Here is a 25,305-nt window from a genome sequence, read left to right on the forward strand (position 1 = left end):
TCAAGCGACTACTCCCGTGGTCTGGGCTTCGCCCGGCGCTGTTCGGCCGACGTGTGCGGCGGCCGAAACACTACTCTGCCGGGACGGCCACGGAATCCGCGGACGCCATGCGTGCGGAATCCGGCGCCTCGGCCGCCATGCCGGTCGCCTCCTCGACGTCCTCGCGGGTGGCACGGTACGGGGAACGCCCGCGGCGCACCGTGCGCCAGATGCCTGCGAGGAACAGCAGCGCGACGAGGCCCGCGGCGATCCACGTGCCGATCTCCTCCCAGCCGGCGCGTACCCGGACCTGGAACGACGAGTCGTCGGTGATCTTCGCGCCGGTCGGCGTGAGCACCTGCGCGGCGACCTCGACGTCGCCCGAGCCGATCGCGCGCACCGGCACCTGCACGTCCATCTCCTGACCTGCCGGGATGGTCTCCGTGCTGCGGGCATCGACGGTGAGCCTCGGGTGATCGGGGCGCAGCACCACCGTGACCGTCGCGTCGACGTTGAGGCTGTTGCGCACCCGGACGGGGATGTTGCCGACGTCGGAGATGAAGTTGACGTCCTGCCGGGGGACAACCGACACCGACTCCTGCGTGAGCTCGCTCGTCGACGCCAGGGTCTCCTCGACGAGCACCTCGCGGAGGCCGGGGTCGGCGCGGTGCGCGACGGAGAGCGGAGCGACCAGGCGTGTGACGCCCGGTCGCCAGATCTGGGCGGCGTCCTGCCCGGCGACCGTCGAGAACGTGACTACCGCGTCGCGCGCGTGCTCCAGCCCCGCGACGTTGGTGGCGCCGAGCTCGGCCTTGGCCACCCGGCGGTCCGGCAGGGGAGTGCGGGGCACGTCGGGCGCGTCCTGCTCGAAGAGCTTGTCCAGGGACGTGACGGTGACCCAGCCCGAGGCATCGAGCTCGTCCAGGATCGAGCTCGCCGCCTCGGCGTCGGGCGTCCAGGTGCGCGGCGCCACTATCGACAGGGACGGGGGGTCGGACGGCGCTTGGCTCACGACGGCGGCCGTCTCCGCGAGGAGACGCTGCGTGCCCTCGGTCGTCGTGGAGGCGGTGGTGACCGCCCTCGGGGCAGCCGCGTTCACCGTGGCCTGCGCGGTCTCCGCGCCCGACAGGTCGGTCGCGGAGAGGAAGGCCTGCGTGAGGGCCGCGTCGCTCACGACGGCGTGCGCCGTGCCCGACGGGGTGGTGACCTCCGCCCGGCCCGTCACAGTGCCCCCGTCCTCGGTTGCCAGCCCGCCGCTGCCGACCACGACGTTCCGCCGGTCGGCCGAGACGGCGAGGTCGAGGGTCTCGACGTCGGGCACGACGCCGTCGGCGGGCCAGGCCAGGTTCGACCGCCACGCCTCCGGGACTTCCCAGTTGGACCGACGGGGGGCGTGGAGGAAGCTCCGCGCGCCGGAGGTACGCACGTTGGCGTGAGCGAGCGCGGCGAGGTCCGGGTCGTGGCTCGGCAGGGTGTAGGTGGCGGTGTTCGCGGCGGCATCGAGCATGTCCTCGGACCACTGCGCGAGGGCCGGGTCCTTCGACCGCGTGGCAACGCCCATGACGTCGGGGTCGATCGCGAGCGACAGGTTGCTCTTCTTGGCGACCTGCAGCACGCCGTCGAGCCGCTGGCCGGCGGCAGTGCTCTGCGCCAGCTCGATCTCGACGGTGCTCGGGTCGGCCGGGTCGGCGGCAGGGCCGGTCACCGCGGCCAGGACGCTGAGCTGCAGGGGATCGCGGTCGGCGCCGTCGGCGTCGTACACCAGGAACGAGCGGGCGATGCCGAGGCGGCCCGTGGCGTCGCCGACGGCGACCGCGAGCCGGCGCGCACCGAAACCCAGGAACGTCTGGGCGCCCGGGTCGTAGGTGTAGGAGATGTCCGCGGACGCACCCGGTGCCAGGCGCGGGACCGACTTCGGCACGGGATTGCCGTGGACCCGGTCGAGCAGGCTAGCCGCGGACCACGCATCGATCTCGGCGCGCGTCGTGAGCGCGAGGTAGTCGACGGTCAGCTCGGCCACTGCGTCCGAAACCACGGCGTCGGACTTGTTGGTGACCTTCGCCCGGATGGTCACCTCGTCGCCCGGCCTCGCGACCGGATGCGAGATCTCGACGACGGAGACGTCCAGCAAGCCCTGTGCGGAGACCGCCGCGGGGATGGACTGGGTGACTGTGGTGCTCGCGGTGCCGCGTTCCGTCGTCGGACCTGTGGCAGCGGCCGGAGTTATCGCCGAACCGACGAGCATCGCGCCCGCCAGGAGCACGGCGCCGATCGTGCCGGTGCGGCGGGCCGCCCGGAGGCGGGCGGGACTGCGCGAGATGTCGTGGTGCTGCGTCATGGCAGGTCGGGGCGCTCCGTGGGGAAGGCGTCGGCGCGCAACGCGTCCCGGAGGTTCCTCGACGACTCGAGGAGATCCAGGGCGGCCGCGGCCAGTCGCTGCTCGTTCGGGTACGACAGGCGCTCGGCAAGCTCGTCGACCCTGACCCAGAGAGCGTCCTCGGCTTCGCCGTCCGGATCGTTCTCCACGGTCAGGTGACCGCCCTCCGCGCGCAAGAGGTAATGGTGCACCACCTTGTGCACCCGCCGGTCCTCACCGGTGAACCAGTAGTCGATCACGCCGAGCTCCGCCTGGATGGAACCGCGGATCCCGGTCTCCTCGCGAATCTCGCGGATCGCAGCCTCCTGTGGCGTCTCGCGACCCTCGAGGTGGCCCTTCGGCAGGCACCACTCCAGGCGCCCCGTTCGGTTGCGGCGCAGCAGCACCGCGGCGCTGAAGTCCTCAGGGCGTTCGGACCCAGCCCGCAGCACCAGTCCGCCGGCCGACGTCTCGTCCACTATCGGCAAGTGCGCCGGGGCGGTCATCGCCGCGGCGCGCCGGGCAGGGTTGACCCGCAACGGCGCCCCGCCGGGTGGCGTGGGCACCTCCGGGCGACCGCCAGGACGGTCGCTCGCCGGAACAGGGGTGGACATGCCCCAACACTACCGACTGAGCGTCGTTGGTCTGGTCAGGTGAGGTGGTGCGGGCGGTTTCGGGCGCGGGTTCGGTGAGTGGGGGTGGGGTCTGGGAGAATCTTGGGCTGTGTCTACCCCTGAGCAGGATCTGCTGCGTCGCGCGCTCGGCGTGCTGACCGAGATGGCGCCCGCCGCGCTCGAGCTGGGCGAGCAGTTTCGTGCCTCCGGCCACGAGCTCTCGCTCGTCGGCGGTCCGGTGCGGGACGCCTTCCTCGGCCGTGCGAGCAACGACCTGGACTTCGCGACGTCGGCGTCGCCGGATCAGACGCAGAAGATTCTCGCGCGCTGGGGCGACGCCAACTGGGACATCGGCAGGGAGTTCGGCACCATCGGGGCGCGGCGGGGCGACGTCGTCGTCGAAGTGACCACGTACCGGACGGACAGGTACGACCCGGCGTCGCGCAAGCCGCTCGTCGAGTTCGGGGACTCGCTCGACGGCGACCTGTCGCGCCGCGACTTCACCGTGAACGCGATGGCGGTGCGGGTGCCCGACCTGACCTTCGTCGATCCGTTCAACGGGCTGAGCGACCTCGCGGCCGGGGTGCTGCGCACTCCCATCGCACCCGAGCGCTCTTTCGACGACGACCCGCTGCGCATGATGCGCGCCGCGCGCTTCGCCGCACAGCTCTCGTTTCACGTGGAACAGGGAACGCTCGCTGCGCTGGTCGCGATGGCCGAGCGGATCGAGATCGTGTCGGCCGAACGCGTGCAGGCGGAGATCACCAAGCTGCTCCTGAGCGACAACCCACGCGCAGGGCTCGAGGTGCTGGTCGACACCGGCCTCGCCGACCAGGTGCTGCCCGAGCTGCCCGCTCTCCAGCTCGAGATCGATGAGCACCACCGGCACAAGGACGTCTACCAGCACTCGCTCACCGTGCTGGAACAGGCGATCGCCCAGGAGACCGGGCCCGACGGTCCGGTGCCGGCGCCGGACCTGGTGCTGCGCCTCGCTTCGCTGCTGCACGACATCGGCAAGCCCGCCACGCGGCGCTTCGAGCCCGGCGGGGGCGTGAGCTTCCACCACCACGAGGTGGTCGGCGCCAAGCTCACCGCGAAGCGGCTCAAGGCGCTCAAGTTCGAGAAGCAGGTGGTCAAGGACGTGTCGCGCCTCGTGGAGCTGCACCTCCGGTTCCACGGATACGGCGACGGCGTATGGACGGACTCCGCCGTCCGCCGCTACGTGACCGACGCCGGCCCGCTCCTCGAGCGGCTGCACCGGCTCACCCGCGCCGACTCGACGACGCGCAACAAGCGGAAGGCCAAGCGGCTGTCCGACGCGTACACCGACCTCGAGGACCGGATCTCCGTGCTGCGCGAGCAGGAGGAGATCGACGCGATCCGGCCCGACCTCGACGGCACGCAGATCATGGAGATCCTGGGGATCTCGCCGTCGCGCGAGGTCGGCGAGGCATACAAGTACCTGCTGAGCCTGCGCATGGAGCGGGGGCCGCTGGGTGAGGAAGTGGCGACGGAAGAACTGAAGAAGTGGTGGGCCGACCGGTAGTTCGCTGCCGCCGCTGGTCGAGCCCCGTCCGCTGGTCGAGCTTGTCGAGACCTCGTTCCTGCAGGCTCAGCTCGTGGCAGGGACGGTCCTCGAACGAGCCAGCTTCGGCAGGTCCCCAAGCCGACCCTCGATGAGTGCAAGCCGTTTCGCTCGAGACCAACCCTGTACTTGCTTCTCGCGAAGGAAAGCGTCGTCGATGCGCGAGTACTCCTCGCAGTAGACGAGGCGGACTGGCCGACGACGCCGCGTATAGGCCGCGCCCTCGCCCTCGTTGTGCTGACCGAGGCGGCGCTCGAGGTCGAGGGTGCTACCGACGTAGAACGAACCGTCGCTACAACTGAGGATGTACATGTGCGCCATGGATCGACGATGACATGACAACCGCTGGTTGGGGCGGTGCCAAAGGGATCTGTGGATAACTCGGAGGTCTCGACAAGCTCGACCAGCGGTTGGACCTGCAGTCCATCAGCTCAGCCCGTCGAAACCGGTCTCGACAAGCTCGACCACCGACTGGCTCCGCCCGACGAGCTAGACGTGGGTCGGGTCGAAGAGGGCGCTCACCGATTCGCCGCTGTGGATACGGCGCACCGCCTCCGCGAAGGCCGAGGCCACGCTGATCACGGTCAGCTTGTCGTGCGCGAGGAGCCCGACCGACGGCACCGTGTTGGTGGTCACGATCTCGACCACGTCGGGGTCGGCGGCGATACGGTGCGCGGCGTCGTTGGCGAAGATGCCGTGGGTACAAGCGATCCGTACGGTGCGCGCGCCGTGCTCCCGGAGCAGGTCGAGGATGGCCAGGATCGTGGACCCGTTGGCGATCTCGTCGTCGAGCACGATGATGTCGCGGCCGGCGACGTCGCCGATCAGGGACGTGATCTCGACCCGGTCGCCGTCGAACCGCTCCTTCGCGGCCGCCGCGACCGGAACCCCGAGCATCTTCGCGAACGCCGACGCGCTCTTCGCGTTGCCGAGATCCGGGGAGACTACCGTCGCCTTCGAGAGGTCGCTCGGCAGGAAGTGCGCCGCGAGCTCACGCAGCGCGTTGAGCTGGTCGGTCGGCACCCGGAAGAATGCGTGCACCTGCGGCGCATGGAGCGTCATCGTGAGGATCCGGTTCACGCCAGCCGTCTCCAGCAGGTCCGCGACGAGGCGGCCGCCGACCGAGATGCGCGGTGCGTCCTTCTTGTCCGACCGCGCATACGCGAAGTGCGGCATGACCGCGGTGATCCGGGCCGCCGACGCACCCTTGGCCGCGTCGATCATGAGCAGAAGCTCCATCAGGCTCTCCTGCGCGGGACGCACCACAGGCTGAACCAGATAGACGTCGCGCTCGCGGCAGTTCTCCAGGAGCTGGACCTGTAGGCAGTCGTTCGCGAAGCGCTGGATCTTGATCGGGCTCAACGGTACGTCGAGATCAGCGCACATTTCCTGAGCGAAGCGCTGACCCGTGGTTCCGGCAAAGACCCGCACCTCAGCCATGGCCGAAGTCTACGGAACCTCGAGCCGACACGCCTAGCCCATGAGGGGCATCATGTTGGCCGTGAGCCTCACCGAATGGCAGACCTGGGAACCGTTCGTCGACGCGCTGCGCCGGTCGGCGCCGCGGGGGACGGAAGTCAGCGAGTTCGTCGGCACAGTCGGCGGCGGCGCATGGCAGGGCAGGTACCTGGACGACGGCGACGCCGACGTCCGCCGCGAGCACTACCGCAAGCTCGCGCACGAGGCCGCACGGACGGGCGGCCGTGGACCGAAGGCCGACCTCGACGATGCGCTACGGGCGATCGCCGATCTCGTGCCCGACGCCGAGCAGCCCGTGCGGGTAGTCGCGGGCGCCCGACCCGGCGAGGACGTGGTCGAGCTCGTCGCGCTGCCGCCGGCCGTCGTGTCCGCGCCGGTCACGCCGATCCTCGAGGTCGTCCTGGACCCGGGAGCGCTCCCGATGCAGTACCTGGCGACGATCGCGCCCCAGCCCGGCGCCGCCGCGGCGCCGTCGGCCGATCCGGACGCCGTGGCGCGGGTGGTCGCGGACCGGATGTCCAAGGCCGTCGGCGCGACACCCGACGAGATCGCCGCCGCCCAGGCGGCCCTACCCGGCGGCGCACGTCTGCCGGAGGAGGTTCGGGCGCTGTATGCGACCGCCGGGTCCGGCAGCTTGAAGCTCGCTGGCGAGGAGGGCCTGTTCGGCGGGTTCGAGATAGTGCCGCTGAGCGGGAGCATCCTGCGCGAGGCGTTCCTGCCCGCCGCCCGCTTCAGCACCTGGACGGCCGACGCCGACACATTCGCACCCGAGGACCCCGCCGGCCGGGTGCAGGCGGCGATCGGCTCGCCGCTCTGGTTTCCCGTGGGGACCGACGGCGCCGGGAACGTCTACGCCGTCGACCTCGCCCCGGCGGCGAGCGGGCACGTGGGGCAGGTCGTGTTCCTCGACCACGAGCTGCGCGCCGGGGCGGCGTACCGGGCGGAGAGCATCGCCGCGCTGCTCGTGGGGCGGCGAGCCGGCTCGTCGGAAGCGTCGCGCGGGCCGAGCCTGCCGAAACCGGGTCCCGACAAGCTCGACCAGCAGGGTGACGCCGAGTTCCTGAACCTCGAACCCGCGGGCTGGGCGGAGCTGCTCGACGCCGGGACCGTCCCGACCACCCTCAAGGCAGCCGGCCTGTTGCCGGACCGCGCAAACCCGCCGGCGCTGCCGGACACGATCTCGGTGGCGAATCGGGTGCTCGACCTGCGCGGTCTGGATCCGATTCAGGTCACCCGCGTTACGCGACCCGAGAGCAAGGGTCTGCTCGACCGCCTGTTCGACCGGTAGGCCGATCGAGGCCCGTGGGCGGCGGCGCCCCGCGGACATGCCAACGGCGGGAACCCGAGATCGGGTTCCCGCCGCGGCCTGCTCACCACAATCCTGGGACGGGCTAGTGACCGCCCTGGAGCTCGCTGGCGGTCTCGGGACGCTTGATCATCGTCGCCAGCCCGATGGTCAGCGCCATTACGACGGCGCCGATCCCGAAGGCCAGGCCCGCGCCACCGGCCATGCTCTCCGTGGCGGACTCGCCGGCGTCGGTCAGGGACGCCGACCGGATGGTCATGATCGCGATGAACAGCGCCGTGCCGGCGGCACCCGCCACCTGCTGCACAGTGTTGATCGTGGCCGAGCCGTGCGAGTACTGGTGCGGCTTCAGCACCCCGAGCGCGGCGCTGAACAGCGGCGTGAACACGGCGGCCAGACCGACCATGAGCAGGATGTGCGCGCCCAGGATGTAGAAGATCGACGTCGTGGGCGAGATGAACGCGAACGCTCCGATCGCCACGGTGACCGCCGCGGTGGCGGGGATCATGATGGGCCGCGGGCCGAACTTGTCGTACCACCGGCCGACGACCGGGCCGAGCAGGCCCATCGCGACGCCACCCGGCAGCATCAGCAGGCCCACGGTCAGCGGCGCCAGGCCCAGTGCCTCCTGCAGGACGAGCGGCAGCACGATCAGGGTGCCGAACATCGCCATCATCGCGACCGCCATGATGGCGACTGCCACGCGGAAGTTGGACTCGAGGAACGTGCGCAGGTCGAGCAGCGCGGAGTCGGTGCGCTGGCGCGCGATCTGCCGCCAGATGAACAGCCCGAGCACCGCGAGGCCGACGCCGAGCGGGATCCACGGGTTGACCGGCGCAGCGTGCTCCGCCGCCTCGCCAAGGCCCGAGAGGCCCCACACCAGGCCACCGAACGCGACGAGCGCGAGCAGGAGGGACAGCGGGTCGAGGTGATGCTCGTCCTTGTCGGACACGTCGCGGATCCACAGGATGCCCGCCAGCAGGGCGAGCGCCGAGATCGGCAGCACGACGCCGAACACCCCGCGCCAGCCGAGGGGCTCCAGGACGGCACCCGACAGCGCCGGCCCGAGCGCCGGAGCCAGCGCGATGACCAGCGTGACGTTACCCATGATGCGGCCGCGCATGTGCGCCGGAACGATGGTCATGATGGTCGTCATGAGCAGCGGCATCATGATCGCCGTGCCGGTCGCCTGCACCACGCGACCCAGCACGAGGACAGCGAAGCCCGGCGCGATCATCGCCAGACCGGTGCCCGCCGTGAACAGGGCCATCGCCAGCAGGTAGGCACCGCGCGTGCCGAGCCGGTTGATGAGGAAGCCGGTGGCCGGGATGACGACGGCCATCGTCAGCATGAACGCCGTGGTGAGCCACTGGCCGGTCGTGGCGGTGACGCCGAGATCGGTCATGATGGGCGGCAGCGCCACCGACATCGTGGTCTCGTTGAGGATGACGGTGAACGCGCTCGCCATGAGGAGCGCGATGACGCGGAAGTGGCCCGCACCGAGCTTGTCGGTACGTGCCTCGGCCGGAGCTTCGCTCGGCGCACCGCTCGACGGCGGCGGGGTACTGGGTCGGTCGTGCAGCTGGTCAGAACTGTCAATGATTTCGGTACTCAAGGCATGCCCTCTCGGTACGGTGCGCGGGCCGAGATCGGGAGCGACGCTGCACACGACCTACGTCTAACGACGCCGGACCATCGTCTGGTATTCCCCAGGATGATCGCGACCTGTTTTTGTAGACGTCTGCGGTGAGCAGAAATAATCGCTCCTGGGGAATACGACGGCTCAGTTCCCCGTCGCGTCCGCGGGCTCCGCGCCGTCCGGCGCGTCCCCGGGCGAGACCGACTCCATGACCGGCGCCGCCACGCCGAGCGTGACGCCCTGCTGGGCCATGAACGGCTCCGGGTCCACGGCCTGCCCGTTCATCCGCACCTCGTAGTGCAGGTGGCAGCCCGACGACGTGCCCGCACCCGCCGGGTCGATGCGCGAGTCGCCGCCCATGGAGGCGATCTGCTGTCCGGCCTGCACCGTCTGGCCGACCCGCACCAGGTTGGTACCGGTGAGCAGGTGCCCGTACGTCGAGTCGAGGCCCATGCCGTGCTCGATGCGGATCGTGTTTCCGGTGCCCCAGCCGGTAGCGCCGGAGATCACCACACGCCCCGCGGCGGCCGCGAACACCTGGGTGCCGCACGCCGCCGCGATGTCCTGGCCCAGGTGATAGGTCGACGCCCCGGCGATGCCGGTGTTGCGCGGGCCGAACCCGGACGCCTTGGACCCGACGGCCGGGTTGGCCCAGCCGCCGGCGCCGACCGCGGAATGCCCGATGGAACCGGTCATGCAGGGTGCGGCGGCCGCAGCACCCTGGATCGACTGGGACAGCGCGGCGAGGTCCTCCTCGTCGGCCCCGCTGACCAGTTGGATCACCTGGAGTGCCTGGTCCCAGTACTGCTCGTAGTGGTACGGGTCGGCGTTCCGCTGTGCCTTGTGCGCGGCGATGGTCGGCTCGAGGGTCTCCCAGCCGGTGATCGCGAGCAGCCGGTCGTAGAAGCGCCCCGACGACTGCACGGGGTCGAGGCGCTCCTCGACCGTGCCGTACCACTTCTGCTCCTGGAACATGCCGATCGAGGAGGTCAGCGTGCCGTCAGGGTTGCGGACCCCGAACCGGTCGTCGCCGTAGGAGAGATTGCGCATGCCCGACTCGCCGAGGGCCGTCATCACCGCGATGGCCTGCGCCCGGCCCGGGACCCCGCGCTCCTGGCCCACCTGCAGGATCACGGACGCGTTCTGCAGCTGTTCGCCCGTGAAGCCGCCGGCCGACTTCGCCTGGCCGCCCGCCGGCACGACGGACGCCGACATGCTGCAGTCGCCTCCCGACTGGTTCTCGCTCACGGCGCCGCCCACCAGGACGACCATCGCGATCACCGCAGCCGGCACCGCGAGGACGGCGGCGGCCAGCACGGCCAGCACGAGCACGGCGCGCCTGGTCGCGTCGTCCTTCCTCCTGCCGGTGCCAGGCCGCCCGCCGGTGCCGGGCCGCGAACCTCGGGACCGGACCGCCTGCGACACGGCCCGCGTCGCGAGCCCGACGGGATCCCGCCCGCTCACGACTCCTCCGGCGGCCTGATCTGCTCGGCCAGCCACGGCGCCGCGCCGTCGGCCCGGGTCAGGAGCACCGTGTAGCGGCCGATGTCGGTGGGCACCGCCACCTCGGCGAGCAGCGTGGACGTCTCGTCGGTGACCTTCGGCTCCCCGGTCACCTCGTTGACCGGCACGAGCCGCGGGTCGACGTCCTTGTAGACGGGCTGCGCCTGGGGAGTGAGGAGCGGCTTGAGGTCGGCCCACCACGCGTCCTCGGCCTTGTCGGTGGAGGCGAACGCGGTGATCGTCGCGCGGGCGGCGTCGCGCGCGGCCTTGCGGACGGCGTCGTCCCACGTCGCCTCGACCGGCTCGGTGGGAGCCGTCTCGTCGAACTCGGGCTCGGCGGTCACCTCGACCGCGGGCTCGCCGGCCCCCGGCTGCCCGTCGACCTCCTCGGTCGTGGCCGCGTCGCCGGTGGTCTCGTCGGGCGTCCCCACAGGATTGTCGAAGTCGTCCTGGCTTCCCGGGGCGCCGACTCCGGGGCTCACCTCGGCGGTCGGGTCACCTGCCGGACCGCCGTCGCGCGGCCAGCCGATCCAGGTTCCGACGGCGAGGGCGATCACCGTGATGGCTACGACGAATATGCGCTTCATCAGCGGCCCAGCCCTCGCATCTGACGCCGTCCCGGGTTGTGCACGATGGCCGCCGGCTGCGGCCCGGCACCCGGCGCGGCCCCGCCCTGACGTGCGGCGTTGAGGGACTGCGCCAGCCGGGCTGCGCTCTGCGACCGCTCGCCCCGGCGGCCCAGGCCGCGGATGGCGCCGAGCATCTGCTTCGCCTGCCCAGCCCTGCGCGCCACGGTGAGCGCCTTCGAGGCGCCGACCGCGGCGGCGGACGTGCCGCCGCTCGCGACCATCGCGCCGGCCTGCAGCGCTACCGATGTCCCCGTGCGGCGCGCGCTGTTCAGCCGGTCGCCGAGCCGCTCGCCCGCCGTGGGTGGCAGGTGCGGGCTGGGCTCGTTCGACGCCTTCTCGGCGGCGTTCGCCCCGTCCGGCAGCGGTTCGGTGCCCGGGCGTCCGCCGTCGGGCGATCCGTCCTGGACCGTGCGCGCGGCCGCGGTCCAGGCGTTGCCGCCGTCGTTCCCGTTGGGAGGTCCACCGTCGGGCCCGCCGGCATACCCGGAACCATCCACCGGGATCGGGACGGTGCGGACCCCGCCGCCGCTGCCCGCGGCGCTACCGCCCGCGGCGCTACCGCCCTGACCTCCGGCCGGAGAGCCGTCCATGGCGGACGGACCCGCGGCGGGCAGGTCGTCCCGGTCGATCTCGACCGCATTGCCGTGCGGCTGCACGGGCGCAGGACCGAGGCCGACACCGGCCCACTCCTTGGCCTTGTTGTACCGGTCGCGCCACTTCGCCGTGCCGTCCCACGGCATGGCGGCCGGCTCGCCCACCTGGGAGGGGACGCCGGCGGCCGCGAGCTTGTCGGCCAGCGCCCGCAGGCCCTGCCGCACGCTCGCTCCCATGAGCACGTAGAAGACGGCGCCCGCGATGACGAGCGTATTGAAGAGGTACAGGCGCACGAGGAACGGCAGGCCGCTCGTCGCGTCGTAGAAGCCGAGCAGCATCTTCATCCATGCGACCAGGAACATCGTGGCCATCGCGACGAGGATGCAGCCGAAGCCGACGCTCGCGAACGTGCGGAACAGCTGGGCACGGGTGCCGCTCGAGACGACGCCGACAGGGAGCTGCCACAGCAGCTTGATCGCCGACCAGCCCAGCAGCAGCACCGCGAAGATGGTGCCGCCCACGATCACCACGGACAGCAGGAGGAACACGAACCCCGTGGTGAGCAGGCTGAGCGTGGAGACGACGGTGCCGGCGTCGACCGTGGACGCCGCCTCCTTGTATGCCGCGTCGCACGACCCGATGGCGTCGACGGCGTTCTCACGCCCCACGTTCTCGGTGTACGTGTCCGCGCAGCCCGTGCCGTCGATGACCGAGCCGTAGTTGATGATCTGGTGCGGCGCGCGGAGCAGGGTGTCCACGAGCTGGCCCTTGAGGCCGTCGCGGATCACCGTGGAGTCCCGCTCGAACGAGGCGCCCTCGGTGGCGAAGCCGGTGGCGATGTCCATGCCGGCGTTGCGCGACTGCATGATGACGCCCTGCTCGCCGCCGATCGTCGCCATCGGGTTGGCGAGGAACGTGGTGGCCAGGGCGGCGATGAGGCAGCCGACGAGCAGCTCCATGAAGCCGCCCGCGAACCGGCCCTTGAGCAGCCAGAACCCGACGACGAACGCCAGGATGATGAGCATCAGGTTGAGCAGGCCGATCTGCGCGATCATGCCCTGCACGATGATGCTCAGCCCGGCCAGCGGCGCCAGGATGTAGCCGAGCCAGTCCATGCCGAGCACCCAGTCGAGCACCCAGATCTGCACCGCCACCATGTCCCGGTACCAGACCCAGAACATGCCCGCGAGGGTCGAGAAGATCTCGGAGTCGACGTTCAGCGGGTTCCACGGCGAGCCCGTGTCCCACTGGAGCGTGAACCGGTCGACGGCCACGCCCTCCGTGTCCTCCAGGTTCAGCCCACCCTGTGGATCGGCAGCTATCGGGAGGGGCGCCAGTCGGATCATGACCCGATCACCGCACCCGTGGAGCTGGTCGGGGTGGTCTTCACGGTCTGGGCGCGCGTCTCGACCAGCGGCGCCATGACCTTCGCCCGGCCGTACCGTGCCTGGAAGTCACGAATCAGACACTCCCCGCGGCGCTCCTCGACCACGCCGACGGCGGCGTCCGTCACCGGGGCGGTGCCCTCGGTCACGAGCTTGACCAGGCCCTCGTCGACCGGCGCGTCGGTCGACAGACCGTGCAGCCAGCGCAGCCCGCGGCGGGCGAGGTTCGCGTCGCGGTGCCGCAGCAGCACGCGGAACGGGATCAGCCCGCGCACCACCTCGTTGCCGAAGTCCTCCTCGGCGTCGTGGCTGCCGAGCAGCAGCGCGGCCTTGTGCTTACGGCCGTCCCTGATGAACGTGCCGATCTCCTCGGCGGCCTCGGGTGAGGACATGGTCTTGGACGCCTCGTCGGCGGCGAAGATGTCGAGCCGGGAGCGGTCCGCGAAGCAGCGGTAGCGGGCCAGGGCCGCGATGAGCGCGAACGTGGCGCGGCCGAACACCTTCTCCGCCTTGAGCTCGGCGAACAGGTGGCCGTGCTCCATGTCGGCCCGCGAGGGCAGCTGCATCTTGTGCGTGTGCAGCACGATCGCCGGCGAGCTCAGGTCGAGCGGCGGCAGGGTGTCGTCGAAGAGGGCGCGTCCGAAGTCGAGCTCGGAGAAGATCCGCATCTCGTCGGCGAGCAGCTTGGCGCCCGGGTACTCGCAGTCCACCTCGAGGTGCCGCGCCAGAGAGCCGAGCGAGGTGATCTTGTGCCGCCACATGTATTCCGTCTGCAGCACCTTGGAGAGCAGCACGTTCTGCTCGGACTTGGTCTGCACCGACAGCAGCACGGTGATGAAGGAGCGGGCGACGCGCGGTGCCTGCGCGGGCGGCAGGATCCGCAGGGGATCCATGGACACCGTCGCGTCCTCGGAGATCTCCACGACCTGCGAGCCGGGGATCTCGGAGACCGCGATGCCCCACTCGCCCATCTCGGTGTGGTCCACCGCCATGAGCGTGGCGCCCATGTCGACGTTGTCCATGGCCACGGTCTTCATCGAGACGCTCTTGCCGGAGCCGAGCTCGCCCACGAAGCCCATCGCGAGCGCGACGTCCAGCTTGTCGGTGGCGCCCGCCAGGTTCACGAACACCGGGTTCGGCCGCGCGGCCCCGTTCGAGATCTCCAGGGCGAACAGCGCCCCGGAGGTGTCGCCCAGCTCCGTCGTCGCGAACGGCACTGCCGCCGAGAACGCTCGCGCCGTCGTGATCTGCGAGTACTCCCGCACAGCGCGCGGCGTCGGCATGCCCGGCAGGGTGGCCTCGAAGAGGGTCGGCTGGATCGTGGGGTCCGTGCGCAGCGAGAACTGCATGGCGGCGAAGTACTTGGTCAGGTCGCGGGCGTCGTCGAGCGCCTGCTCGGGGGTGTTGCCCGAGACCGTGAACATCGTGGTGGCGTCCACCTCGACCTCGAGCTCGTCCGCGTCCATGACCGCCTGGTACTCGCCCAGGGCTCGCGCCGTCGTGTCCAGGGACGATCCGGCTCGCTCCTCCTCGGAGCGCTGGTCGAACTGGTCGTTCAGGGTGCGCACCGCGCGCCGGTTGCGGTTGGTCACCTCGTCGCGCGACCGCACGGTCATGCGGATGGCCCAGTCGCACGGCACACCCGACTCGTCGACGCGGCCGATCCACTCGCACCCCGGGTACACGATCCCGCCCGACGGCGTATCGCTCACCACGAGCGTCGTCTGGTACGAGGCGAGGTCCGGGTTGGTCGGGTCGAGCACCTTGACGTAGGGCCGCTTCAGGATCTGCAGCGGGCCCAGCTTCTTCTCCGAGTCCGTCTGCCCGGCCGGGTCCACCAGCGCGGACGGCAGCACGGACGGTCCGGACAGGTGCATCTCCGCATCCAGCGACCCGTCCACGGGCACCGCTGTGTCCAGCCCGAGCCCCCGCTGCATCGCGTGCCCGAACATCCAGGCCATCTCGGCCACCGTCGCCGGCTGCGGGTCGAACGCCGAGGGCATCTCCTTGCGCAGCGCCTCCGCCTGCGCGGCCCGCTCGCCGATCGCGTGCCTGCCCGGCACGGAACGCGGCATCATCAGGGTGTCCTGCAGCGTGGTCCAGCTCGCCTGCAGCGGCTCCATGAACGCCTTCGCGCCCGGGTTGGCCAGGGGTGCGGCGATCCAGTGGACGCGCCGGCCGATCGGGATCTGCTCCAGGAAGTCGAGGGTGGCCTCGCACTCCGCCGCCCACGCCTCGCGCTCGGTCAGGTCGACGCCCTCGATCATCGAGAGCACCACCGACGCGGGGTCGGTGGCCGCCGTCAGGCCCAGGTGCAGGGACTCGCCGCGCAAGGCGCGGTACAGCGCGGTGTGGTGCCGCCGCGCCGCGTGCTTCTTGTCGTCCGGCTGGAACGCGTACGGCACAGGTGACACGCGCCAGACCGCCCACACGGTCCCGGTGCGGGTCCACATGAGTCCGTCGGTCAGGGCCGAGATGTGGCTCAGCATGGGGGCTCAGTCCTCTCGCGGGGTGTTGGGGGCCGTGCGGTCGGTGTTCTGCGGCTTGCCGGCGAGCAGCTGCCCGATGCCGGTGAGGTCGGCGCTCCTGCGGTCCGCTGCCGTCGCCGCCGCGGTAGCGGCGGCTGCCGCCCAGTCCGCCGGCGAGCGCTTGTCGGGAACCTGCCTGGGTTGCGGGTCCGGCTTCGGTTGGAGCTGTCTGCCCTCGTAGCTCGCGTCCGCCGGCCCTCGGCCCGTCAGCTCCGGTAGGAGCTCGGTGGGCACCGGCTGGACCACCGTGGGGCGTGGCGCCTCGGCGGGTCTGGCGGGTCTGGCCACCGGCCCGGTGTGCTGTGCGGAGCCGGCAGCTGCCCTGGGCAGCACGACCATGACCCGGTGCGTCACGAGGCGTGGCTTGGGCAGGGCCACCTGTCCGCCGACCAGGCGTCCTGGGCTCGACGTGAGGTTCATCGCGTCCATGACGAACGCGACCGGGTTACGGCCGCTGCTCGGTAGCTTGCCGGTGGCCCAGACGACGCCCACGACCACCCCGACGGCGACCACGATGTTCATGAAGCCGCCGAGCTGCGCCCACAACGGAGCGGTCTTCCACAGGGCGAACGCCACCACGGCGCCCGCTCCCACCTGGGTGATGGTGTACGGGCCGCCCCAGATGCGCCCTCCGCTGGGTAGCTTCCCCACCAGCATGGGGATGCGTCGGGCCTTCGTGTAGAACTTCGCGGTCTCGGTCACCTGACACCCTCCTCACCACGTGCCGGGCACGCGAACGCGCCCACCTGACCAACCCTGTGCCTTGCCCTCAGCGCCCTGCCCATATGCGTGGCCCCGTCGGCCCCGGCGACGTCAGAGAACGGTCTGTGTGTTCACGATCGCCGGGGCGGAGTCGAACTCGTCCCGGGCGAGCTCGGAGGTGACGTTGATGCCACCGTTCACGAGCCACAGGACTATGCCGCCGACGATCGCGGACATCAGGATCGCCGCGATCGACATCTTGGTCTTCACCGCCGTGATGACGACCATGAGGATGACGACCACGAAGGTCACGGACTCGATAGCACCCTTGACCTCCTCGGACTTCACAGTGATGAGGTCGAGGAAGCCGTCGGCCATAACGATCTCGTTGATCATGGTTCTCTCCTTCGCTACTCCCCGGCCGTGCCGGGGTCGATCGTGCCGGATGGCGTCGTGTCGATACGGACTGCCGGCTCGAGGCCGGCAACCTCCCAGCGGCCGTCCCGCGCGACAAGCGTGAGGACGTACTGGGCGGTCGTCTTGTCGCCGTCGAGCCGCGTGAGCTCGACGGTGGTCAGGGCGTGCGTGCCGTCGCCGTCGGCCGGGCTCTCCGTGACCTCGTGCGAACCCTTGATGCCCGTCACGGCCACGGCCGAGTACGGGGCGGGGGTCACCGCCGAGATGGAGGTGCCGGGGCGCAGGTAGCGCGTGATCTCGCCGTCGCCCGCGACCATGGCCGCAAGGAATCCGGCCACGGACTGACCGGCTGCCGACGTCGGAGAGATGGTCTCGGGGTAGTCGAGGTCCGGCGGTTCCGCGGCGGCCGCGGGACCCGGGACGGGCGCGGGCAGCGCGAGGGCGGTCACGGCCAGGTCGGGACCGGACCACTCGGTGTCCGTCCGGTCCACCAGGACGGGGACCTGGAAGTAGCGGCGCACCCAGACGAGCGCGAGCTCGGCCTCGTCGCCCTTGGCCTGGCCACCCGCCGGCGGAGGCGTCGAGCCCGGAGCGGGCTCCGCGACGTCCACGCCGACCGTCACCGACCACACGTCGTCCTCCGCCTGCTCGACCTGCGCGACCGACGAGTCGCGAATGGTCAGACCCGCCTGGGGAAGAGAGCCGACCGGGGCGTTCGTCAGGGAGGCGATCAGCTGCTGGTCGTCGCTGTCCGCCCGGAGCCAGGTCTCCACGAGCTCCACCGCGCGCTCGCTCGCGGCGGCGGTCTCGCTCGTGTTCGCCGCACCGGCGGTCGCTGAGACGGGAGCGGCTTCGGGCCGCAGCGCGGTCCACACCAGGGCGGCGGGGCCGGCCAGCAGCGCGAGCGCGAGCGCTGCACCCCAAGCCTTCGTCGCCAGGGCGGGGCCGTTGGACCACTCCACCACCTGCGGGGGCGCGTCCTCGCCACTGCCCCCGCTACCCGACGACGACGGCGTCGCGGGCTGGTCCGGTCCGCCGGTCCACGGTGAGCCGGTGCTGGAGGCGCCGTCGGCGGGGCCGGGCAGCTCGGCCGGCTTGGCGGCCTTCTTGCCCCGGCGGCGCACGAGGAGCGAGCTCATCGGGTATGCACCTCGTTCTGCAGGTCCGCCCGGATGCGCTCGCGGGCCTCACGGGCGCTGCGGACACGGGGGCTGTCGAGCGCCTCCGTGAGGCGGACCGTCGTGTCCTCCTCGCCGAGCGGGTCCTCGGAGAGGGAAGCGATCAGGTCGCGCACCACGGGCGCCACCTCACCGCGTGCGGCGTGCACCTCGGCCGTGTCCCGGAGCAGGGACCACGTCTGGTCGAAGGCCGAAGCCTCGGGATCGGCGCTGCGTACGTCCGCGCTGCCGAGGTCGGTGCTGCCGAGTCCGGCGCCGGGCGCCTGGTCGAGCTCGTCCTTGCTCATCTCGCCTCTCCCGTTTATCCGTCACTTTCGTCTGCTGAGCACAAATGGCCGGTGAAGCGTTCGTGTGACATCGGTCGGCCCAGGGTTTTGGCCGACTGTGACGTAGGTCACACGGGTTTGTCGAGAGCGGGCAACAGTGGCGGGCAACACCCCCTGGGTGGACTCGGGGCTGACGGAGGGGGGAATCGCCATGCCTGGACGGACACCTGTACCGGCATCAGGAACGCTGATGCGAGAGCTCGACCATGACTGGGCCGACCTGGTCCGCACGCGGTCGTTCGCTACCGAGATCGAGCGTTTCGCCGCACGGTTCCCACAGCTCGCGGGGCTGCGTACCGGCGACGGCGTGCAGCTCCCGCCCGACGAGGCGGACGAGATCCTGTACGCGCTCATCGTCGAGCACGCGGGTGGCAGCTTCGCCGCCGGGCGTGCGGTGCTGCAGTGCATGCTCCCCGCGGTCCGCACCATCGTCCGCCGGTCACGCCGGCACTATCCGGACGTGCAGGACCTCGAGCAGGAGGCCGCCGCCGCGATGTGGGACGCGATCACCCACTACGACCTCGAGCGCAGCAGCCGGGTGGCCATGCGTCTGCAGGGGCACACCCTGACGCGCGTCGTCGGCGACCAGGCTCCGCACGCACGGGGCGGCCGGGCGAGCCGCGGTCCCCAGGTGGCGGAGATCCCCACCGACACGAGCACGCTGACCGTCCTCGAGCGCCCGACGACGCCCGAGCCGGGGCCGGACGCGGTCTACTCGCTCGCGAGCGTGTCCCTTGGCACGACGGGCGAGGTGCTCGACGTCATCGCGTGGGGACTCGACAAGAGCGTCCTGACGCAGGACGAGTCCGCACTTCTGGCGCGGCTGTACGCGCCGGACCCCGATCTCCCGGAGTACGCCGAGCTCGGCTCGGGTCGCGGGAACTATCAGCGGCGGGTCGCCCACGAGCTGGGTATCTCGCACGCAGCCTTGCGCCAGCGGGCGAGTCGCGCAGTGCGACGGCTGGCGGAAGCCGTTCAGTCCGGTGGTCTGTCTGGGGGACACCCGGGCGAACGGGACGGTGAGGGACGACGACGGCCGACGGGCTGAGCACTGGGGGGTGCGTGACGCCCTGAAGTCGTCCGAAGTCCACCTCATCGCGAGAGGGCCCCACCGCCACCGGGGCCCTCTCGTTCTGTCGGTACACCTCTACGGCGCACGCCGAACGTAAAGGTCGCCCCGTTGGCCTTTACGCAGGCCACGCGGTGGGTGAGGCTTCTCTCACGGTCTGACCTGCGAAGTCAACACCACAGTTGTGGTTCTGACGCGTCAGCGCCAGATTGTTTGAGGGTCACTCAATATTCAAGCCATCTCCACAACTTTGAAGCCTCCTTGACCTAGCGGGCATCCGGAACGCTGATTACCGTTCGACCTGCCGGGTCCGCCCGTGTGGATGAGGATTACCTGCGGTGTCACACGCTTGACATCCGCAGGAGGCCTCGACCAGCACGGGCAGGAGCACGGTGGAGACAGACGCACGGATGGGAACCTCGATGGGTCCCGCACCGGGGGAACCCGAGGCGGACTCCGCCGACGGGCTCGGAGGAGACGGCACGGTGAGCAGTGGCACGAAGGTCGCGAACCAGGAGCAGCACGCCCGGTCCGCGACGAGACCCCAGCGACCCGCACCCCCCGGGCCGCTCAAGCCGACGCGCGCACGCCGTCGGCCCGCCCTGATCGCCCTGGGCCTCGCGCTCGTGGCCCTGAGCGTGCTGGCGAGCGTCTACCTGACCACCACGCTCGGCCAGACGTACCAGGTCCTCGCGGTCACCAAGGAGATCCCGCGCGGCACCGCGATCACGTCGAGCGACCTCGCTGCCGTCGACCTGCCCACGGGACCGACCCTGTTGAAGCCGGTCCCTGCCGACCAGCTCGCGCAGATGGAGGGCAAGGTCGCCGCGACCGACCTCAGCCCGGGCCAGCTCCTGACGGATACCAGCGCCGTGGACGAGCTCGGCCCTCCCGCAGGCCAGTCGATCGTTGGTGTCGCGCTCGCGCCCAACCAGATGCCGACTACCGACCTGAAGCCCGGTGACGCGGTGCGGGTCGTCGAGACGCCGGCGACCGGCGGTGAGCCGCCCGTCGAAGCGCCGTTCGCGATCTCCGCCACGGTGATACGCGTCGAGCCGTCGACCCTCGGCGACCAGCAGGTCGTCGACGTGCAGGTCGCGTCGTCCAACGCCGCGGGGCTCGCGGCCCGCGCCGCGACCGGCCGCGTCGCGATCGTGATCGACGCCGTCAGGGCGGGGTGACCAGGGTGGCTCTTGTTGCCCTGGCCAATGCGAAGGGATCGCCGGGAACCACTACGGCGGCCCTCGTGCTGGCGCTCCAGTGGCCCCGTCCCGTGCTTCTCGTGGAGGCCGACCTCGCCGGATCGTCGATCCTGGCCGGGTACTTCCGCGGACAGCTCCCGCACGACCGCGGCCTGCAGCCGCTCGCGATCGCGCACTCCCACGGCGATCTCGAGGCCGCCTTCTGGGAACAGACGATCCCGCTCGTTCGAAACGATCCGGACAAGAAGCTGCTGCCAGGCATCGTCAGCCCGCACACCGCGCCCGCCGTAGCGAACCTCTGGGGGCCGCTCGCCAACCAGCTTGTTGCGCTGGAGCGCGGCGGCATCGACGTCCTGGTGGATCTCGGTCGGCTCGGAACCGGCGGTGTAGTGCGGGAGGACCGCGAGCCGATAGTCCGGCTCGCGGACCAGGTGCTGATCACCACCGGCTCGCGCCTGCCCGACATCGCGGTGACGCGGGAGCTCGTCAAGTCCCGCACGTCGGTCATCGACGCCGCGGCGCGTGATCTCACCAACCTGACCGCCCTGACCGTCGGGCCCGGCCGCCCGTACGACGCGAACGAGATTGCGCGGACGCTCGGCCTCGGGACCGTGGGCGCGCTGGCCTGGGACCCCGTGAACGCGGAGGTGCTGTCCGTCGGGTCGCCCGCCGGGCGGCGCTACTCGACGTCGCCGCTCGTGCGGTCGGCGGCCCCCGTGATCTCCCGGCTCCAGGACCGTACGGAGAAGCGCCGTGCCCGGTTCTCCACCGGCCCCCGTGAAATGGGCCGCGGGTCCGGCCCGCGGCGTCCGCCCGAGTTCTCGGGCGGGGACGCCCCCGCCGCAGCGCGGACCACGCACGGCACCGGCCCGTGGCAGGGCGACGGGCGGGGCGAGGCATGACACCCGAGTTCCCCGACCTCTCCTCCCTGCCGATCTTCCACGACGCCGGCGACCAGGCGCCCGCTCTGCCGCGCCGCGCCCACTCCGCCGAGGTGCAGCCGGCATCGGACCGCCGACCCGCCGCGGCGCAGAGCTCGTGGGCTACGCCGGTTCAGCAGGGCAACGGCGCGGCACACACTGCTGGTTCCGGCGTGGCCCCCGCGCGGCCTGGCGGCGGCGCGGGTCAGTCGTCAGGCGGCTCCTCACCCTGGGTCGGAGCGCTGGCTCGGGCCGGCCGGGAGTACCACGGTCAGCCCGGCAACCCGCGGCTGCGCGACTCCGAGTTCTGGCGCCAGGTCAACAGCCTGCGCGGCGAGGTGTCCTCGCGGCTGACGACCGCGCTTGCGACGCGCGAGCTGGACGAGGAGCAGCGCGAGGCGCTGGGCCAGGAGCTGATCCAGCAGGTGGTGCGCGACCACAACGACGCTCTGCTCTCCGGCGGCCAGCGCAACTGGACGACCGAGTACCAGGTCGAGGTGACGCGCGCGCTGTTCGACGCGCTGTTCCGGCTGGGCCGGCTGCAGCCGCTCATCGACACCCCCGACGTGGAGAACATCGAGATCACGGGCACCGCGCCCGTGCTCATGCTGATGGGCGACGGCCGCCGCATGTACGCGGAGCCGATCGCCGACTCCGACGCCGAGCTGATCGACTTCCTGCAGTTCCTCGCGGCGCGCGACCCCGCGAACGAGCGGTCGTTCACGCGGGCCAACCCGTTCCTCAACCTGGACCTGCCCGGACGCGTCCGGCTGGCCGCCGTCGGCTGGGTGGTGCCGTGGCCGCGCGTGACCATCCGCCTGCAGCGCCTGCAGTCGGTGGACCTGGAGCTGCTCCGGCGGAACGACACGATAGACACGGTGCTGGTCGAGTTCCTGACGGCGGCGGTCCGTGCGCGCAAGTCGATAGTGGTGTCCGGACAGGGCCAGGGCAGCGGCAAGACGACGCTGCTCCGGGCGCTCTGCGCAGGCCTGGACCCGTGGGAGTCGATCGCCACCATCGAGACCGACTACGAGCTCTACCTGCACCTCGAGCCCGAGAAGCACAAGCGCGTCGTGGCACTGCGCACGCGCGAGGGCTCCGGCGAGATGAACACATCAGGCCGTCGCGTGGGCGAGATCAACACGAACGTCAACGTGTACGAATCGCTCCGGCACAACATCTCCCGCGTCATCGTCGGCGAGGTGCGCGGGCCGGAGATCGTGTCCATGTTCCAGGCCATGCAGATGGGTAACGGCTCGCTGTCGACGGTGCATGCCGACGGCGCCCGCGACGTCGTCGAACGCCTGGTCGGCATGGCCGTGCAGGACTCGACGCTCTCGGAGACGTACGCGTACCGGCAGGTCGCGCAGTCGATCGACCTCATCGTCTTCCTCCGGGTCGACTCCGCGACCGACGGCCGCCGCACCCGCTACGTCGCCGAGGTGATCGAGGTGACGCGCGGCGAGGCCGGCAACCCGGTGGCGATCACCGACGTGTTCGAGCCCGGGCCGGACGGCCGCGCGGTACCCAAGGTGACGCCGTCGTTCCTTGCCGACCTGGAGACCGAGGGCTTCGATGCGAGCCTTCTGAACTACCGGGACGGGCTCTGGGGGACGGCGTGAACCGGAGGAGCAGCGCAGGGTGGGGGCCGAGGCACGAGGCACCCGCCCGGAGCGGAGCCGCAGGCTCACGCGGAGAGGAGACGGCATGACCACGCTGATCGCGGTGCTGGCCGGGCTCGGTGTGGGTCTCGGGGTGTGGCTCGTCGTCGTTGGCACGCAGAAGTACGAGCCGACGCCGAAGCCCGTCCGCACCACCCCGCCCTTCCACGGGCTGCTCCGCCTGCTCGGCCTGACCAAGGGTGGGCCGCTGTACCCGCAGCGCAAGGTGGTCGGGATCGGCGCGGCCGCCGGGCTCGTCATCGGGATCCTGACCGGCTGGTGGTCGCTCGTGCTCATCGTTCCGGTGCTGATCGTGGGCCTGCCGTCGCTGTTCCGTACGACCACGAAGTCGAACGAGGTCGAGAAGCTGACCGACCTGACCGCCTGGGTGCGGTCGCTGATCGGCGTGCTGTCCGGCGGCGCCGTCGGACTGGAGCAGGGGATCGCGGCGACGCTGCACAGCGCCGCGCCGTCGGTGCGGCCGTCGCTCGCCCGGCTCGTTGCGCGGCTCGAGGCGCGCCAGCCCATCAAGCCCGCGCTGTACCGGTGGGCAGAGGAGATGGACGACTACTCGGCGGACATGATCGCGTCGGCCATGATCCTGGAGTCGGACAACCGGACCGGCGCCGTCGCGCCCGCGCTCAGGCAGCTCGCCGAGTCCCTGTCGGCGCAGGCCAAGGCGCGGCGCGAGATCGAGACCGAGCGGGCCACCGGCCGCGCGACGGTGCGCTGGGTGACCATCGTGACGCTCGTGGTGCTGGGGGCCACGGCGATGACCGGGTATCTCAGCGGGTACGACTCGCCGCTCGGCCAGGTCGTGGCCGTGGTCCTCTTCTGCGCGTACGTCGTCTGCCTGCTGTGGATGCGCAAGATCAGCCTGGGGCAGCCGATCCCAAGGTTCCTGCCCGACGAGCGGGAGGCCTGATATGTGGCCCTGGGCGGTAGCGACCGGTCTGGTAGCGGGCCTCGGCCTGTTCCTCGTGGTGCGCGAGCTCCTGCCGTCGACGCCGCGCCTCCAGTCCGCGCTGGACCGGCTGAGCGGTGACGACAAGGTCGAGCCCATCACCGTGACCGACGGCGGCGAGCTCACCTCAACCCAGCGGTACACCCAGGTGTTCGGCGCGTGGGCGCAGCGCCGGCTGCCCGCCGCGGTGCTGGGCCGCGGCGGCCCCACCCGCGCGGACCTCGACCTGATCGGCAAGACCGCCACCGACCACTACGGCGAGAAGGCGCTCGGCACGGTCATCACGCTCGTCGCGGTGCCGTTCATCGGGCTGTGCGTGGGGCTGATGAACCTCGGCATGCCGGTGTCGGTGCCGCTCGGGGCGTCGCTCGTGTTCGCGCTGGGTGCCTGGTTCCTGCCCGACCTCGACGCGCGGGGTAAGGCCAAGCGCGCCCGGCAGGAGTTCTCGCGGGCCGTGTCGACGTACCTCGAGCTGCTCGCGATCGAGCGCATCTCGGGTGCCGGCGCGACGCAGGCAACGTTCGCCGCGGCGCAGGTCGCCGGGTCCTGGCCGTTCCGGCGGATCGCCGCGGCGCTCGAACGGAGCCGTTGGGAGGGGCAGCCGCCGTGGGTGGCGCTGCGCGAGCTCGGCAAGGAGGTCGAGGTGGACGCGCTCGGCGAGGTCGCCTCGATCGTGGAGCTGGCGGGCACGCAGGGCTCGGCCATCCACGACCAGCTGCAGTCGAAGGCGGCGGCGATGCGGGACTCGCAGCTCGACGTCGAGCAGCAGCTCGCCCACGATGCGACGGTCCGGATGACTGTGCCCGGAACCATGACGGTTTTTGTGTACTTTTTGATGCTTATCTTCCCAATCGGGGTCACTATGTTTCAGACTGCCCCCTGAACCGGCCCGCCCCCGGTGGCACCCCGGTGTCACACGAGCCGCTTCTTACCCATTTGTTGAAGTCGACAAGCACCCCAGGAGTCAACATGAACCAGCACCTGAGCCAGGGCCGGTCGGCGGCGTCGCGCGCCGTCGCACGCGCGTCGCTGCGTACCGCCTCGGCGCGGAGCCGCGCCGACGGCTTGAACACTCGCTTCGCCGAGCGCTCCGCCGAGCTGCGCCGTCGGCTCGCTGCCGGCCGCTCGGGTGAGCCCGACGAGGCGGGCCTGGAGTCCATCGAGGTAGTGGTGCTGTCCGTCGTTGGGCTCGGCATCGCCGTCGCGCTCGGGCTCGCGATCCGCGGGCTCGTCGAGCGCTACATGGCGCAGCTCGGGGGGCCGTAAAGC

General features: G+C 71.2%; 22 protein-coding genes. 9 read left to right on the forward strand and 13 right to left on the reverse strand.

Going from position 1 to position 25,305, the window contains the following annotated elements; genetic code table 11:
- Positions 1–70 precede the first annotated feature (70 nt).
- Together IE250_RS09140 and IE250_RS09145 are read right to left on the reverse strand one after the other, a co-directional pair.
- Positions 71–2,317 carry a DUF6049 family protein gene (locus IE250_RS09140; RefSeq protein ID WP_189668939.1) on the reverse strand — a complete coding sequence of 749 codons (2,247 nt, stop codon included), beginning with the start codon at positions 2,315–2,317 and terminating at the stop codon, positions 71–73.
- Positions 2,314–2,949: an NUDIX hydrolase gene (locus IE250_RS09145; RefSeq protein WP_229872283.1), complete on the reverse strand. Its 636-nt coding sequence runs from the start codon at positions 2,947–2,949 to the stop codon at positions 2,314–2,316. The genes IE250_RS09140 and IE250_RS09145 overlap by 4 nt, the downstream gene beginning before the upstream one ends.
- A gap of 109 nt (positions 2,950–3,058) precedes the next feature.
- Between IE250_RS09145 and IE250_RS09150 the strand changes: the two genes are divergently transcribed.
- Entirely contained in the window at positions 3,059–4,495 is a 1,437-nt protein-coding gene (locus IE250_RS09150; protein ID WP_189668940.1) for a CCA tRNA nucleotidyltransferase, read from the forward strand.
- Positions 4,496–4,561: 66 nt separating this feature from the next.
- Here IE250_RS09150 and IE250_RS09155 read toward each other — a convergent pair whose 3' ends face one another.
- Together IE250_RS09155 and IE250_RS09160 are read right to left on the reverse strand one after the other, a co-directional pair.
- Positions 4,562–4,855, reverse strand: coding sequence for a GIY-YIG nuclease family protein (locus tag IE250_RS09155; protein WP_189668941.1), 294 nt, complete (start codon positions 4,853–4,855; stop codon positions 4,562–4,564).
- 168 nt (positions 4,856–5,023) lie between these two features.
- Entirely contained in the window at positions 5,024–5,974 is a 951-nt protein-coding gene (locus tag IE250_RS09160) for a ribose-phosphate diphosphokinase (RefSeq protein ID WP_189668942.1), read from the reverse strand.
- Between the two features lie 61 nt (positions 5,975–6,035).
- Between IE250_RS09160 and IE250_RS09165 the strand changes: the two genes are divergently transcribed.
- Positions 6,036–7,301, forward strand: coding sequence for an SMI1/KNR4 family protein (locus IE250_RS09165; protein ID WP_189668943.1), 1,266 nt, complete (start codon positions 6,036–6,038; stop codon positions 7,299–7,301).
- 103 nt (positions 7,302–7,404) lie between these two features.
- Here the strand turns inward: IE250_RS09165 and IE250_RS09170 are convergent, their stop codons facing one another.
- From IE250_RS09170 to IE250_RS09210, 9 genes are all read right to left on the reverse strand, one after another.
- Entirely contained in the window at positions 7,405–8,934 is a 1,530-nt protein-coding gene (locus tag IE250_RS09170; RefSeq protein WP_189668944.1) for an MDR family MFS transporter, read from the reverse strand.
- A 168-nt stretch (positions 8,935–9,102) separates the two neighbouring features.
- Positions 9,103–10,422 carry a M23 family metallopeptidase gene (locus IE250_RS09175; RefSeq protein ID WP_189668945.1) on the reverse strand — a complete coding sequence of 440 codons (1,320 nt, stop codon included), beginning with the start codon at positions 10,420–10,422 and terminating at the stop codon, positions 9,103–9,105.
- Positions 10,419–11,048 (reverse strand): hypothetical protein, encoded by a 630-nt coding sequence (locus IE250_RS09180; protein ID WP_189668946.1) that lies wholly within the window; start codon positions 11,046–11,048, stop codon positions 10,419–10,421. The genes IE250_RS09175 and IE250_RS09180 overlap by 4 nt, the downstream gene beginning before the upstream one ends.
- Positions 11,048–13,030: a hypothetical protein gene (locus IE250_RS09185; RefSeq protein ID WP_189668947.1), complete on the reverse strand. Its 1,983-nt coding sequence runs from the start codon at positions 13,028–13,030 to the stop codon at positions 11,048–11,050. Before IE250_RS09185 ends, IE250_RS09180 begins: the two co-directional genes overlap by 1 nt.
- Entirely contained in the window at positions 13,027–15,558 is a 2,532-nt protein-coding gene (locus IE250_RS09190; RefSeq protein ID WP_189668948.1) for an ATP-binding protein, read from the reverse strand. The genes IE250_RS09185 and IE250_RS09190 overlap by 4 nt, the downstream gene beginning before the upstream one ends.
- 6 nt (positions 15,559–15,564) lie before the next feature.
- Complete coding sequence (locus IE250_RS09195; RefSeq protein WP_189668949.1) at positions 15,565–16,299, reverse strand: hypothetical protein; 735 nt, start codon at positions 16,297–16,299, stop codon at positions 15,565–15,567.
- Between the two features lie 111 nt (positions 16,300–16,410).
- Positions 16,411–16,695, reverse strand: a complete 285-nt coding sequence (locus IE250_RS09200) for a hypothetical protein (protein WP_189668950.1) — start codon at positions 16,693–16,695, stop codon at positions 16,411–16,413.
- A 14-nt stretch (positions 16,696–16,709) separates the two neighbouring features.
- Entirely contained in the window at positions 16,710–17,855 is a 1,146-nt protein-coding gene (locus tag IE250_RS09205) for a conjugal transfer protein (protein WP_189668951.1), read from the reverse strand.
- Positions 17,852–18,181, reverse strand: a complete 330-nt coding sequence (locus IE250_RS09210) for a hypothetical protein (RefSeq protein ID WP_189668952.1) — start codon at positions 18,179–18,181, stop codon at positions 17,852–17,854. Before IE250_RS09210 ends, IE250_RS09205 begins: the two co-directional genes overlap by 4 nt.
- A 229-nt stretch (positions 18,182–18,410) precedes the next feature.
- Between IE250_RS09210 and IE250_RS09215 the strand changes: the two genes are divergently transcribed.
- From IE250_RS09215 to IE250_RS09245, 7 genes are all read left to right on the forward strand, one after another.
- Positions 18,411–19,268 carry a sigma factor gene (locus IE250_RS09215; protein WP_189668953.1) on the forward strand — a complete coding sequence of 286 codons (858 nt, stop codon included), beginning with the start codon at positions 18,411–18,413 and terminating at the stop codon, positions 19,266–19,268.
- A 506-nt stretch (positions 19,269–19,774) separates the two neighbouring features.
- Positions 19,775–20,470 carry an SAF domain-containing protein gene (locus IE250_RS09220; protein WP_189668954.1) on the forward strand — a complete coding sequence of 232 codons (696 nt, stop codon included), beginning with the start codon at positions 19,775–19,777 and terminating at the stop codon, positions 20,468–20,470.
- Positions 20,471–20,475: 5 nt separating this feature from the next.
- Positions 20,476–21,393 (forward strand): CpaE/TadZ family protein, encoded by a 918-nt coding sequence (locus IE250_RS09225; protein ID WP_189668955.1) that lies wholly within the window; start codon positions 20,476–20,478, stop codon positions 21,391–21,393.
- Positions 21,390–23,033 (forward strand): TadA family conjugal transfer-associated ATPase, encoded by a 1,644-nt coding sequence (locus IE250_RS09230; protein ID WP_189668956.1) that lies wholly within the window; start codon positions 21,390–21,392, stop codon positions 23,031–23,033. The genes IE250_RS09225 and IE250_RS09230 overlap by 4 nt, the downstream gene beginning before the upstream one ends.
- 85 nt (positions 23,034–23,118) lie before the next feature.
- Positions 23,119–23,997 (forward strand): type II secretion system F family protein, encoded by an 879-nt coding sequence (locus tag IE250_RS09235; protein WP_189668957.1) that lies wholly within the window; start codon positions 23,119–23,121, stop codon positions 23,995–23,997.
- Position 23,998: 1 nt separating this feature from the next.
- On the forward strand, positions 23,999–24,919 hold the full coding sequence (locus IE250_RS09240) for a type II secretion system F family protein (RefSeq protein WP_189668958.1): 921 nt from the start codon (positions 23,999–24,001) through the stop codon (positions 24,917–24,919).
- 86 nt (positions 24,920–25,005) lie between these two features.
- A complete protein-coding gene (locus IE250_RS09245; RefSeq protein ID WP_189668959.1) occupies positions 25,006–25,302 on the forward strand; it encodes a hypothetical protein in 297 nt (98 codons plus the stop codon).
- Positions 25,303–25,305: the final 3 nt, after the last annotated feature.

It is taken from the genome of Promicromonospora soli (genome assembly GCF_014653785.1).
Lineage (GTDB): Bacteria > Actinomycetota > Actinomycetes > Actinomycetales > Cellulomonadaceae > Promicromonospora > Promicromonospora soli.

Coding starts and splice junctions, on each gene's coding strand:
- IE250_RS09140 (WP_189668939.1), bottom strand. CDS start 2,317: ATGACGCAGCACCACGACATCTCGCGCAGTCCCGCCCGCCTCCGGGCG.
- IE250_RS09145 (WP_229872283.1), bottom strand. CDS start 2,949: ATGTCCACCCCTGTTCCGGCGAGCGACCGTCCTGGCGGTCGCCCGGAG.
- IE250_RS09155 (WP_189668941.1), bottom strand. CDS start 4,855: ATGGCGCACATGTACATCCTCAGTTGTAGCGACGGTTCGTTCTACGTC.
- IE250_RS09160 (WP_189668942.1), bottom strand. CDS start 5,974: ATGGCTGAGGTGCGGGTCTTTGCCGGAACCACGGGTCAGCGCTTCGCT.
- IE250_RS09180 (WP_189668946.1), bottom strand. CDS start 11,048: ATGAAGCGCATATTCGTCGTAGCCATCACGGTGATCGCCCTCGCCGTC.
- IE250_RS09185 (WP_189668947.1), bottom strand. CDS start 13,030: ATGATCCGACTGGCGCCCCTCCCGATAGCTGCCGATCCACAGGGTGGG.
- IE250_RS09190 (WP_189668948.1), bottom strand. CDS start 15,558: ATGCTGAGCCACATCTCGGCCCTGACCGACGGACTCATGTGGACCCGC.
- IE250_RS09200 (WP_189668950.1), bottom strand. CDS start 16,695: ATGATCAACGAGATCGTTATGGCCGACGGCTTCCTCGACCTCATCACT.
- IE250_RS09205 (WP_189668951.1), bottom strand. CDS start 17,855: ATGAGCTCGCTCCTCGTGCGCCGCCGGGGCAAGAAGGCCGCCAAGCCG.
- IE250_RS09210 (WP_189668952.1), bottom strand. CDS start 18,181: ATGAGCAAGGACGAGCTCGACCAGGCGCCCGGCGCCGGACTCGGCAGC.
- IE250_RS09215 (WP_189668953.1), top strand. CDS start 18,411: ATGCGAGAGCTCGACCATGACTGGGCCGACCTGGTCCGCACGCGGTCG.
- IE250_RS09230 (WP_189668956.1), top strand. CDS start 21,390: ATGACACCCGAGTTCCCCGACCTCTCCTCCCTGCCGATCTTCCACGAC.
- IE250_RS09235 (WP_189668957.1), top strand. CDS start 23,119: ATGACCACGCTGATCGCGGTGCTGGCCGGGCTCGGTGTGGGTCTCGGG.
- IE250_RS09240 (WP_189668958.1), top strand. CDS start 23,999: ATGTGGCCCTGGGCGGTAGCGACCGGTCTGGTAGCGGGCCTCGGCCTG.
- IE250_RS09245 (WP_189668959.1), top strand. CDS start 25,006: ATGAACCAGCACCTGAGCCAGGGCCGGTCGGCGGCGTCGCGCGCCGTC.